A 13,390-nucleotide genomic window follows, 5' to 3' on the forward strand; every position below is an offset into this window, starting at 1 on the left:
AAGTCAAGTCAGCCAATTGCCTGATTTTATTTTTTTAAGTTTATTGAGGACTGATACATGCCTAACTCAATTGCACGTATTCTTGAAAGCCAAACATTATGGATTGTCGCAAGAGTGCTAATTCTATTGTTATTTTTATCATCGGGTTTTGCCAAGGTATTTGATTATGAGAATAGTTTGGCAGAGATGCGTGCAGCAGGGTTAAACCCTGATTGGTTTTTTAATCTCGCCAGCGCCATTGTTTTATTCGCCGGATCGATTTTAGTCCTTTTTGATCGTTACCTATGGTTAGGTGCTGGCGCATTAGCCACTTTCTTATTTTTAACCATTGTGATTGTACATACGTTTTGGAATATGACCGGCGATAAAGCGATGTTATCCATGTATTTTGCGATAGAGCATACCTCTGTGATTGGAGGACTAATGGCAACCGCAATGGCTAGCCACTTCAGAGCATTATGGAAAAAATTCAACTCATAACACCCTAAAAATAGATAAAAACTTCACTATGGGATCGGCGGTAAAATGAATAAGAAATTGACGTTAACTTTATGTGCCTCACTATTTTTATTAAGTGCAGGGGCAATGGTTTATGCAACAATGGGATCTGATGAAGATGAAACACAGCCATTTGCTTATCCACCAACAAAAGTGGCATTAGCAACCGCGCAATCCGCTGAATTACCTAATACCATGCATGGTGTTGGAGAATTGGAAGCCGCTAGACAAGTCTATTTAGCGGCAGAAACAAATGGGCGCATCGCCACGATCCACTTTGCATCAGGACAGACCGTCACCGCGGGACAAATCTTAGTAAAATTAAATGATGAGCCAGAGCAAGCGGAATTATTACGCCTACAAGCACAACTAACTAATGCAGAAAAACTTTATTCAAGAACTCGCCAACTTTATAGTAAAAATGTGGCTGCAGCAGCACAATTAGATAGTACGTTATCAGAGCGCGATATGATTGTAGCCTCTATCCGTGAAGTGAAAGCGCGCATTGCACAAAAAACAATTAAAGCTCCCTTTGATGGTATTGTCGGCATAAAACTCGTGCATGAAGGACAGTATCTAAATGCTGAGGAACGTGTTGCCTCATTAGTGGATGCAAGCCACTTAAAACTTAACTTTTCACTCGATGAGCAAGTGGCGCCACAGCTTTCAACTCATCAACCTATTAATATTGCAGTTGATGCTTATCCTAATCAAACATTTACCGGCTCACTTAATGCCATAGACCCTCTTATTGGCCCTTCTCGCACTGTGCAAGTACAAGCCATTTTACCGAATACCGATAACAAATTAAAAGCGGGCATGTTTGCTCGTGTTCAAGTTACCTCCCCTACTCGTCATCAGGCATTAACCGTACCAGAGACAGCGGTTACTTATACTGCCTATGGGGATACCGTGTTTGTAGCGCAATCTGACAATCAAAAAAACCTTATCGCTAAGCGTGTCTCTGTGAAAGTTGGATTGCGCTACAACGGCCTTATCGAGATCAAAGAAGGCTTAAATCAGGGAGATCAAGTTGTTACCTCAGGACAAATCAAACTTAGTGATGGCACCTCAATAGCCCCCATAGAGCAAGATACGTTAACACTGGCCCAATCTACTACTCGTCAACCATAACAGGAGTGTTTCATGAAATTCACTGATATTTTTGTGCGACGACCTGTTTTAGCGTTAGTAGTTAGCACCTTGATTTTTTTACTGGGCGCATTTGCGTTCAGTAAACTACCTATTCGCCAATACCCCATGTTACAAAACTCAACGATTACCATTGCAACAGACTACCCTGGCGCATCGTCTGAACTGATGCAAGGTTTTGTGACTCAGCCTATTACGCAAGCCGTTTCCTCGGTGGAAGGCGTTGATTATATTTCTTCATCTTCAGTACAAGGAAAAAGTTTTGTCACGGTAAGAATGGAGTTAAATCGCGATCCGACACAAGCATTAACGCAAGTGATGGCCAAGGTCAATCAAGTACGTTATAAATTGCCAGAACAAGCTTATGATCCTGTGATTGAACTTTCTTCTGGTGAATCAACCGCAGTCGCTTATGTTGGCTTTTCCAGTGAGCAAATTTCTATTCCAGAATTAACTGACTATCTATCTCGTGTGGTTGAACCGATGTTTTCCTCCATTAATGGGGTCGCCAAAGTACAAGTCTTTGGCGGACAACAACTGGCCATGCGCGTATGGCTAGATACTGATAAATTAGCGGGGCGAAACTTAACTGCTAGTGATGTCGCTGATGCCATTCGCCGTAATAATTACCAAGCAGCTCCCGGGAAGGTCGAAGGTGAGTTTGTTATTGCGAATGTTTATGTCAATACCGATTTAACCAATGTGGAAGAATTTAAAGATATGGTGATCCACAATGATGGCCATAATCTTATACGTCTACGTGATATTGGCACCGTCGAGCTAGGTGCGGCTGCTACTGAAACCAGTGGCATCATGAATGGCAAAAAAGCCGTCTTCTTAGGCCTATTTCCAACACCAACAGGTAACCCGTTAATCATTGTTGATGGTATTCGCGAAAACCTTACTGATATAGAAAAAACACTCCCACCAGGTGTAAATGTGGAGCTGGCCTTTGAAACTTCACGTTTTATTAAAGCTTCTATTGATCAGGTGGTGCAAACATTAATTGAAGCCATTTTAATTGTTATTGCTGTTATTTATCTCTGCTTAGGCTCATTACGTTCTGTAATTATTCCTGTGCTTGCTATCCCTTTATCTATGTTGGGGGCAGCCGGATTAATGTTGGCATTTGGTTTTAGTATTAATTTGCTTACTTTACTAGCAATGGTTTTAGCCATTGGATTAGTTGTCGATGATGCGATAGTGGTGGTTGAAAACGTACATCGTCATATTGAAGAGGGATTATCACCAGTGCAGGCCGCATTAGTGGGGGCACGAGAGGTCGCGGGGCCGGTTATTGCCATGACCATCACTTTAGCCGCCGTTTACGCGCCAATCGGTCTCATGTCAGGATTAACAGGTGCACTGTTTAAAGAATTTGCCATAACGCTTGCTGGTAGCGTCATTGTATCGGGTATTGTGGCATTAACCTTATCTCCGGTCATGAGCTCATTAATGCTCAAACCGAAAGAAAATGAAGGCAGGATGGCTAAAATAGCCGAATATACCTTTGATAAATTGGCATATTACTATAGCTATTTGCTTAATTTTTCTTTAACTCATCGCTGGTTAACCGTCGTTTTCGCCTTCGCCGTGTTTGTTAGCTTGCCGTTTTTATATAGCCAGACAAAACAAGAGTTAGCACCTTTAGAAGATCAAGCGAGCGTTTTAACCGCGGTAAAAGCACCACAACATGCAAATCTTGCCTATGCGGAACATTTCAATCAGAAACTTGATGATATTTATATGAGCCTACCAGAAACAGACAGCACATGGATCATCAATGGTACTGATGGCCCTTCAGCAAGCTTTGGTGGGATTAATTTTGATGGTTGGAAAGGTCGTGATCGTAATGCCAATCAAATTCAGGCAGACCTACAAAATCGTGTTGCGGATGTTGAAGGAAGCAGTATTTTTGCTTTTCAATTAGCATCATTACCTGGCTCTGTCGGCGGATTACCTGTCCAAATGGTGTTACGTAGCCCATTAGGTTATCCCGTTTTATTTGACACGATGGAAGAGATCAAACAGCAAGCACGAGAAAGTGGTCTATTTGTCGTAGTGGATAGTGATCTTGATTACAACAACCCTGTTGTACAGATCACTATTGATCGTGCCAAAGCCAATACCCTTGGTATTCGCATGCAAGATATTGGCGAATCACTATCCTTATTAGTGGGTGAACACTATATCAATCGCTTTGGTATGGATGGTCGCTCTTATGATGTGATCCCCCAAAGTATACGTCAACAACGTTTAACTCCGGCAGCACTTGCAGGGCACTATATTCGTACTCAAGATAACCTGTTAATTCCATTATCAACCGTAGTCAATATTACCACTCAAGTTGAACCCAATAAATTAACGCAATTTAATCAACAAAATGCCGCTATATTTCAAGCTATTCCGGCACCGGGTGTCACCATGGGGCAAGCTGTTGCGTTTCTTGAAAATGTGGCAAATTCCTTACCCGCTGGCTTTAGCCATGATTGGCAATCTGATGCTCGCCAATTTACCCAAGAAGGAAATACCTTAGTCTTTGCGTTTATTGCCGCCCTTATCATTATTTATTTGGTATTAGCCGCACAATATGAAAGCTTGGTTGATCCATTGATTATTTTGATTACGGTACCACTCTCAATTTGTGGTGCATTAGTGCCATTAGCTTTAGGTATGGTGACATTAAATATCTACACTCAAATTGGTTTAGTCACCTTGATAGGACTTATCAGTAAGCACGGTATTTTAATGGTGGAGTTCGCTAATGAATTACAAGTTCATAAAAATCTAAATCGACGTGAGGCGATTATTGAAGCAGCAAAAATCCGCTTACGCCCTGTCTTAATGACTACGGCAGCAATGGTTATCGGGCTTATTCCTCTGCTATTTGCCAGTGGTGCTGGAGCTAATAGTCGCTATGGATTAGGGTTGATTATTGTATCAGGTATGTTAGTTGGCACGCTATTTACGCTGTTTGTATTACCCACAATGTACAGCTTCTTAGCTCGAAACCATCAAGTCAGCGCTCAGACTGAGCGTCAAAAACAATTACAGCAAATCAGTGAGCAATAAAAATAACAAGCGCTAATGTCGTAAACCCATCCCCATTGTAAATACAATGGGGATGGTTATAGTTATTTTTTGAATAAATATTATTTTATTTCAATATTATCATTGACTAAAGGAATGTTATGATTTATTGCAAACTTAATCAGCTCATCAACTTGTGATTTCCTTTTAAGTACCTCCCTACTGCGATTTTCCCTTAAATGAACGAGAATACTTTCTAAGCTTTTTGTTTTTGTATTTCCTGCCTCTATCATTTTCATCATTTCCATTAAAGCAATAAACTCCCCTGTTCTTCCTAATCCCGCAAGACAATGGACAGCTATATTTTCTTTTGTTGGGTTTATTGTTAATTCTTTGCCAATCAAATCAATTGTATTTTTTAATTTTGTCGCATCTATTGCTGTATGATCTCTCCAATTATAAATATGCACAAATTTTATATTTTTCTTTTCATCACAACCTTTTTTAGTTAATTTATTAATATATACTTTGCAATCTAAACTTCTTTCATTTAGTAAAACTTCATTATCTCCATTTTTATTTTCTATAAATTTCCCATTTTTACCTTTTATTTTAAAACGACTGAAATCCCACTTATTAAAGTGGCGAGATTCTATATTATCTGAATAAAAATCCTCTCTAAAGTATTTAAACCCTTTCTGCTTAGAATTGCTTTTATCATATTCACTATCAGGTTTTGAGAAGTCCCATTTAATATCCTTATTCGAGGCTAAAACATAAACTGTCTTTATATCATTATCAAATAACATATTAAAATAATGTTTTAAACTCTCTTTATCATTAAGAGGATATTGGCTTGCAATAGTCGTATAAGGAGAGTTCTTAACACTCACATTATTAGTAGGTAATAATACCCCATTAGATTCTATTAAAGTTTTTTTACAATATCGTACTCTATATCTAGAATTAGGTACACATTGATAATTATTTTCATCATATTGAGGTGAGTTTTCATTATAATATAATTTGTTAAGAACTTCTGTAGATACTAATCTTTGGATATTATTTACATTATTGATATTTTGTCGCATACAGAGAACAGGTGCTTTTTTTTCAGGTAAATCTTTTGTATACCATATAGCACTACTATTCTTAACACTACTGACATTAAGATTTCCCGTGGGATCTTTTATTCCTAAAAAATTTCTTATGCTATTAATTTTTGCACTTACATTAGGTATTATTCTTATCATATATCACCCTTTTATAACTTAGTTTTACATAACAGTCTCCTAACTTTATATTGATAAAAAATTTAAAATATAAAAAAAACATCTTTTATCAATCATGTTCATTTTAAGAAATAAATATAAGTGAATATAAAAATGCCAATATTGTTGAATAACATATCGGCATTTAAAATTAAAAGAAAATTTAGTCTCTTGTTTATAAACTTATCTTACATCGTTGAAAAGGTATTCATAATTATCCCACCAGAGATAATCAATGCCATTGAGAATATAGCGGGTAGATCGGGTTTTTGTTTATATAAAATCATGGCAACTAATGTTACCCCAACAATACCAAATCCACACCACAAGGAATATGCCACACCAACAGGGATATAGCCCATTGCACGTGTTAAGGCGAAATAGCAAATACAGTAAGCGGCAATCACTAAAACAGAGGGGGCTAATTTACTAAAGCCATTGGTCTTTTTAATCATTGAGGTGCCTGTGATTTCAGAACCAATAGACAGCGCCAGCCATAAGAATCCGGTAAACATAATGGTTATCCTTATTTATTTTAATAAAGTACTTATTTATTAAAAAATAGTTTTATTAAATATAGATTATTAAGAAATAGATTTATTTATTCACTGACGAGCAGTGTGTTTTATATTCGATAACTCCGTCGTTTCTTCTGGCTCTTCTTCGGAACCCATTTTCGAAAACAGATTCATAATGACGATCCCGCTGGCAATAACTGCCATACCAATAATAGCAGCCGTATCAGGATGTTGACCGTAAAATGCCATACCTAAAGTAGATACAACTAAGATACCGGTTCCGGACCAGGTGGCATAAGCTAAGCCTACTGGAATATTTTTAACTGCACGAGATAATGAATAATAACAAACAATATAAAGAACAATAATTAATCCTAATAATAATGTCTTTGTTATTCCTTCACTATTATCAAACATTTTTAAGGTCGAGGTTGCTGAGGTTTCTGAAATAATAACCGCCAGCATCCAAAGCCATGATTTTGCTTTTGGGGACATAATAAGACTCCTAAATTTTTAGATATGGTATATTTTAATCTTTCAAACTTTTTAAATATTCAATAGCAGAATCGGTTAATTTATCTTGTGATAATTGGTATTTTTCAGGGTTACTCATTACTTGTTTCAAAGTAATATAGCGATTATTATTCAGTTGTTTTGTTTCCGTTTTATTAATAAATTTTAACTTGTGATCAAAAGCATTCTTTTTTAAGTTATCTTCAACTTCATTTATTGAGCAAAAAGTAATACCCATTGATATTAATCGTTCAATATTCTGTTTTAGCACTAAGTTATAGTGTTCATTTTGGTTTAAACCTAAAATTTCATTAATTTCACTGTTTGGCTGACAAAAGTAAGGTAATGCAATAATAGGAATATTTTTAGCCAATGCGGAATGAATAAGTGTTCCTTCTTCACTAATCATTAACCCATTAATAATTTCCCCCACCAGCTTTTTGTCAAAATAGGGAATAAATAATGCCTGATAAGCAGATAACCTATGGGGATCAAACTCATCGGCTTTAGTGATATCCCCTACATGGCACCACTGCGATAAATCATGGCATTGCTGTGCCTGTGTGGTAACAAAAATAGAAGCCCGTACAGTGGAAAAATGGCTAATGCGTTGATAGATTTCATCACGATATCCCGGCGCCGGTGTTAAAACTAACAACACCGGCTTTTTTATACACTTTTCTATTTCTGCAACAATCCGTTCAATTAATTGATTGTCCATTACCTCACCTCATTGTCTTAGCTGACAATAAACACGCTGTCGTTATTTCTAACTCCTGCCGCATTTGCCTCATCGGTATCAATATGAAATTCCAATGCAAATTTATCACTGACGCGCACAATCACTTCATCAAAAATCAGGCTACGTTCACCCTCTGTTTTTACATGCACTTTCTGACCATTGGTCACATTTAACGCTCTAGCATCAATATTATTCATATGAATATGACGCTGAGCACAAATGACTTGCTGTTTTAATTCCACATATCCCGCAGGCCCCATTAAAACCGCATTACCGGAGCCTGCCAAATCACCGGAACTACGCACGGGTGCCTTTATACCTAATGCAAAACAATCTGCTTTTGAAATTTCTAATTGGCTTTGTGGACGAACCGGCCCTAAAACACGAACTTTACTGATAGAGCCTTTAGGCCCGACTACCATCACACACTCTTTGGCGGCAAATTGTCCCGGTTGTTTTAGATCTTTAAACGGGGTGATCTGATAGCCGTGACCAAATAACGCATCTACATCTTGTTGTGAAAGATGTACATGCCGATTAGAAATACCAACAGGAATAGCGATCCCTTGATTTATGCCCATTCCCACATTGGGGATATTTAAACGAGTGAGAATTTTTCCCATTAGTTGTTGATTAATCATTATTTTTTACCTTTACGGCTTTCAGGTTTACTCTCTTTTTTACTGCTTGGTGCTTTATCTGCTGTCATTGCTTTAGTTTCAGGGGCACTATTTTGAGCCAGTCTATCTGCAACTTCTTTTGTCGCGTCACTATCTCCACTTTCGTGCTTCATGACAGTTTCAACCCTGTTTTCAGCCAGCGTTTTGAGTGCATTCTGTTGTGTTTCTTCACTAATAACAGCGCTTTTTTTCTTACCTTTTATTGTCAGCAATTTGGTGATAACACTTGGCTCTGGTCTTGCTATGACGAGTGATCCGATAACCAACTCTTTTTGGCTCACCACATCTACACCATGCTCAACCGCTGTTTTTACCGCACTGATCTCACCTTGAAAACAGACAGAAACTAACCCTGATCCAATTTTTCTATAACCGATAATTTCAACACTGGCAGCTTTACAAGCCGCATCAGCAGCTTGGATCGCAGCGGTTAATCCGCGTGTTTCAATCACACCTAAACTGTTCATCTTTCTCTCCTACTGATTAGTGGCGGACAAGACGGATCTCAAAATCAAATTGTTTAAAGAAGGCTTCTAAGCGATCGAGCTCTTCTGGCGTATATCCCGGATCGTTTTTAATGGGGTAGATCATCTCCAATTTTTGGTATTTATTACGGCCAAATTGGTGATAAGGTAGAATATCGATGCGCTGAAGATTACCGCGTTTTGACAACGCCATGGCGTAGTTAATCGCACCAGTAATCGCATCATAAGAGTCGTTATAACCTCGCACTAAAGGCATACGGATAACCACATTTGCACCGAGATCCATCAAACGCTCTAAATTACGGCGGACATTCTCATTACCAATGCCAAATAATGCTTTATGCTGAGTAGTATCAATGTGTTTGATATCAATTAGAAACTGATCAACGACTTGCGCTAATTTTTCATAATTAGCCACATTAGTGGTTGCTTGTGTTTCCACCGCGGTATTGATCATCATCTTTTTACATTCACGTAGCAGAGCTACAGCAAAATCCGTTTGTAAACTCATTTCGCCGCCACCGATTGTGACACCACCGCCGGAAGAGATATAGAAGTCGTAATCTTGCATGATAATGTCCATCAATTCAGATACAGAGACATCTTTACCCATAATATCCAGTGCATCAGAAAGACACACTTCTTCACATTTACGGCATCCAATACAATCAACGGCACGATCAACGCGATGAACTTGCTGCCCTTGCTCATTGGTTGTCATGTAATGCACACCTGCCGGACACACATCAACACATTTACCGCAATCCACGCATTTATCGCGAGAGTACATCACCTGAAATTCACTGCTAAGACCTTCTGGGTTTGAACACCAAGGGCAGCGGATATTACAGCCTTTTAAGAAAACCAGAGTACGAATACCATCACCATCATAAATAGAGTATTTTTGGATATTAAATATCCGCCCTCTTATTTCTGCTGCCGTCTCCATCTTTACGCCTCCAAATCTGCATCAAACATCCTTGTTCGATAAATTTACATCTTGTCTTGTCGCGATTAATAGGGAGGACTCTTAGCCCTCCTTAGGTCTATGATCAGAATTTCTCAATCACTGTACGACTAATAATTTCATCCTGAACTTCTTTACATAATTCAACGAAGTACGCACTGTAGCCAGCAACCCGGACAATTAAATCGCGGTACTTTTCAGGCTCTAATTGGGCTTTTTTCAGTACTTCATTATCGACATAGCTAAATTGCATCTGACCATTACCCAAAATAGAGGCAGTTCTTAATAAGGTAATTAATCCTTGGCGTCCTTCATTGGTATCTAGCAAGCCTTTGAGGAATTTAAAGTTATGAACCATACCGATATTCATGGTTTCAACATTCATCTTGCTGATGGATTTAATGATGGCAGTTGGGCCATGTTTATCGGCACCCTGTGTAGGGCTGATCCCATCTGATAATGGTTTCCATGCTAAACGACCGTTTGGTGTTGCTGCGGTTAATTCACCAATTGGCGTGTTATTAGAGATAGATAACGTACCGTGACTAAATGTGGAGTAGAGCATTTTATATTTACGGCATTCACGTTCAGTCCATTCGGTAATGTCTAACGCATATTGGTCAACAACATCATCGTCGTTACCAAATTTCGGTGCATTTAAACAGTCACGCAGTAACTCTTCGTGCCCTTCAAAATTAGCTAATAAGCCGTCACGTATTTGCTCTAAGGTATATTTTTTGTCTTCATAAACCAGTTTGCGAATTGCCGCCATAGAATCGACATAAGTGGCTAAACCAGAGAAGATCAGACCCGGTCCGTGGTTAACCATCGCACCACCCGCTGTCACGTCTTTACCTTGCTCCATACAACCTTCAACCAATAGCGACATGAGTGGTTTTGGGGCAATGTCACGGTGAACGCGCTGGCTGATAACCGTACCAATTGCTGATAAACGAATAATATGTGCGACTTGCTCTTTAACCGCGCGATCGAAATCCTCATAAGTACGTAAATCACGTAAATCGCCGGTGTCTAAGCCTTGGTAGCTATCAAACAGCACCATACGACCACGATTTAATACAAATTCAATGGCAATTGGCCACTGGGTATAACCCGTTGATGTCCATTGATAGATACGACCTGATTTTTGTGGTTCAACACAGCCCATCAAGCAGTAATCGCGTGCATCTTCAAAGTCGAAGCCTTTGCGCAACATCATCTTGATATGAGAATCATCGAAGTGACAGGCAGGGAAGCCCATTCCCGCTTTGACCACATCAACGATTTTTTCCATATATTGCTGTGGTGATTGGTTATGGATACGACAAGCCAGCGAAGGTTGATACACTTTCACAAAGCGTACTGCGTCCATAATCAAGTAAGTTAAATCGTTACAAGCATCGCCACCTGAGCGTTTCTGTCCCCCCACCGTTAAGTTGATAAAGGGTTGATAACCGGCAAAATATTTTGCGCCAAGTTCACTAGACATCCACATTAATTCGGCACATTTGATGATAAAGGCCTGCATCATTTCCAGTGCTTGTTCACGCGTTAAACGACCTGTTTTAATGTCGTTTTCATACATTGGGAAACAGTATTGATCTAAGCGACCTAAAGAAAGTCCCGTTTGGTTCTCTTCAACTTCAAACAATGATTCTACAGTCCAGATACTTTGCAGTGCTTCTTGCAATGTTTTTGGTGGATTAGCAGGAACATTTTCATTGACTTGAGCAATGGTCAATAACTCTTCACGACGTTGTGGATCACTCTCTTTAGAGGCTAATTCACGGGCATGCTCGGCAATACGATGAGCATAAGCGATAACCCCTTCACAACTTTCAATCGACGCTTTATAGAAATAGATACGGTCAATATCAGCAGGATTTTCCATGCTTAATTCAGCCAATTTCGCTTGTGCATCGGCTTTAATACCGTTCATCCCTTTGGTGAATAACAATACGTCATAACCGGGGCAAGTATCACCACCACCATTAATTTGATGATAAGAGAGATCGCTGACAAAGGTTTCGCCACTGAATTCCCATACACCCGCTTCACGGTATTGCGCTTCACAAATTTCATCTAAAGAGCGACCTTCCCAAAATGGCACTATCTCTTCACGAATGACTTTTTTGTCTTCTTCTGAAATTTGGAATGGATCTTGTGGGCGCGTGCTCATGGTGTCGAGTTCATCACGTACCCAACGCCATGCGATATCAGGAGAGAAAGCGCCAGCACGCGGTTTCCCACAAGGATGTCCCACAATAAGCTCTTCATCTTGAATTAAGATAGGTGCGGTTTCACAAGCACGGCGGAAAGCTTTAGCACGCAATAAAATAGGGGGTAAACCAGGATTATTGCGAGCAATTTCAGTAAAGGCTAATGCTCTATAAATTGAAACACTAGGACGAGCCTCTAAATAACGATTACGCAGGCGCTGTAGACGGGGAGTTAAGCCTTCCATTACAGTCAACTCACCATTTGCTGTCGCCGGTGTAACAACATTGGCTGAAGGTGAAGCATATTGCGGTGGTGTATTCATACGACCGTTATATAAACGGACTTGTAGTGAACTGTGTAATGCTGATAAATTAGCGCGCGCTGATAACAACATTTCTGAAAGTTCGTTAATACTGACGCGAGGATCGTTAATATCGATACCTTGGGTCATGGCATCAAACATCGGATAGCCATCGACTTCTTTCGTTGCGCGCACTTCGGATAGCTCAGCCAGTTTTAGCCAAAGACTTTCAACAATCTCATAAGCTTGTGCTGGCGTTAAACGGCCTTGGTCAATATCACGTTGATAGAATGGGTATAGTGCTTTATCAAAGCCCATTGGGTTGATAGCGTAGCTACCATTCTCCAGATGAAGAATAAGCTGTAATAAATAGAAAACTTGTACCGCTTCTTTAAAGGTTTCTGCTGGTTTGGCGGGTACTTTACGTAAAATAGCCGCACTTTCTAATAATTCAGCTTTACGGTATGGATTACCTTCCATTGCGGCTAAATTTTCTGCTTTAGCTGACAGTAGTTGTGCAAAATAAAGTGCCGCATCACATGCATAAATCGCCGATTTGCAGAAATTGGCTTCATCCATACTGCTACGATTTACCGCACTACCAATGCTTCTCATTCTATCTTCAAGTTGTGCTTTGATGGCTAAGAAACCTTGATTCACCACCAGCATATAATCAGGTGATGTAACGCTATTATTGATACTTAAAAAGCGATAAATAGAGTCACTACGCACTTCTTCTTCGCTGTGGAAAATCGCACCACGTGGTGTTGAGGATTGGCTACCGATAATGAGCTCATCTTGAGCGATATAGCTTGGAAAATGACGAATAAACTGATAAAAGCGTTGTGCAGGTTTAATCGCTTGGGGCACACCGGCAATATTGTTATCTAATGAATCAAAAATCGTCGCACGCTCTGTGCTAATAGAACTGTTACGTGAAACTAAACGTTCTGCCAGCATTTTTACGCGTGGCGTCAAAGAATATTTGGCCATGTGAGGCTCTCCTGATGTTC

Annotated in this window: 11 protein-coding genes; 3 read left to right on the forward strand and 8 right to left on the reverse strand. The window is 39.4% G+C overall.

What is annotated here, in order from left to right; genetic code table 11:
* The first annotated feature begins 57 nt into the window (after positions 1-57).
* From PMI_RS13335 to PMI_RS13345, 3 genes are read left to right on the forward strand one after another with little or no spacing between them, the layout of a single operon-like run.
* Positions 58-480 (forward strand): DoxX family protein, encoded by a 423-nt coding sequence (locus tag PMI_RS13335; protein WP_004245852.1) that lies wholly within the window; start codon positions 58-60, stop codon positions 478-480.
* A gap of 45 nt (positions 481-525) precedes the next feature.
* Positions 526-1,632: an efflux RND transporter periplasmic adaptor subunit gene (locus tag PMI_RS13340; protein WP_012368481.1), complete on the forward strand. Its 1,107-nt coding sequence runs from the start codon at positions 526-528 to the stop codon at positions 1,630-1,632.
* 12 nt (positions 1,633-1,644) lie between these two features.
* Positions 1,645-4,722: a MexW/MexI family multidrug efflux RND transporter permease subunit gene (locus tag PMI_RS13345; RefSeq protein WP_004245854.1), complete on the forward strand. Its 3,078-nt coding sequence runs from the start codon at positions 1,645-1,647 to the stop codon at positions 4,720-4,722.
* Between the two features lie 80 nt (positions 4,723-4,802).
* On the opposite strand, the gene PMI_RS13350 is transcribed toward PMI_RS13345, so the two are convergent.
* From PMI_RS13350 to cutC, 8 genes are all read right to left on the reverse strand, one after another.
* The gene (locus PMI_RS13350) at positions 4,803-5,933 is read right to left on the reverse strand and encodes a protein-tyrosine phosphatase family protein (protein WP_012368482.1); all 1,131 of its coding nucleotides are present in this window, start codon (positions 5,931-5,933) and stop codon (positions 4,803-4,805) included.
* A 206-nt stretch (positions 5,934-6,139) separates the two neighbouring features.
* Positions 6,140-6,466, reverse strand: a complete 327-nt coding sequence (locus PMI_RS13355; RefSeq protein WP_004245856.1) for a DMT family transporter — start codon at positions 6,464-6,466, stop codon at positions 6,140-6,142.
* 90 nt (positions 6,467-6,556) lie between these two features.
* A complete protein-coding gene (locus PMI_RS13360; protein WP_004245857.1) occupies positions 6,557-6,964 on the reverse strand; it encodes a DMT family transporter in 408 nt (135 codons plus the stop codon).
* A 34-nt stretch (positions 6,965-6,998) separates the two neighbouring features.
* On the reverse strand, positions 6,999-7,703 hold the full coding sequence (locus PMI_RS13365) for a hypothetical protein (protein ID WP_012368483.1): 705 nt from the start codon (positions 7,701-7,703) through the stop codon (positions 6,999-7,001).
* A 17-nt stretch (positions 7,704-7,720) separates the two neighbouring features.
* Positions 7,721-8,365, reverse strand: coding sequence for a phosphate propanoyltransferase (locus PMI_RS13370; protein WP_004245860.1), 645 nt, complete (start codon positions 8,363-8,365; stop codon positions 7,721-7,723).
* Positions 8,365-8,871 carry a BMC domain-containing protein gene (locus tag PMI_RS13375; protein ID WP_004245861.1) on the reverse strand — a complete coding sequence of 169 codons (507 nt, stop codon included), beginning with the start codon at positions 8,869-8,871 and terminating at the stop codon, positions 8,365-8,367. Before PMI_RS13375 ends, PMI_RS13370 begins: the two co-directional genes overlap by 1 nt.
* Positions 8,872-8,887: 16 nt before the next feature.
* Positions 8,888-9,838, reverse strand: a complete 951-nt coding sequence (cutD, locus tag PMI_RS13380) for a choline TMA-lyase-activating enzyme (protein WP_004249185.1) — start codon at positions 9,836-9,838, stop codon at positions 8,888-8,890.
* A gap of 103 nt (positions 9,839-9,941) precedes the next feature.
* Positions 9,942-13,370, reverse strand: a complete 3,429-nt coding sequence (gene cutC / locus PMI_RS13385) for a choline trimethylamine-lyase (protein ID WP_012368484.1) — start codon at positions 13,368-13,370, stop codon at positions 9,942-9,944.
* Positions 13,371-13,390: the final 20 nt, after the last annotated feature.

The organism is Proteus mirabilis HI4320, assembly GCF_000069965.1.
Classification (GTDB): domain Bacteria; phylum Pseudomonadota; class Gammaproteobacteria; order Enterobacterales; family Enterobacteriaceae; genus Proteus; species Proteus mirabilis.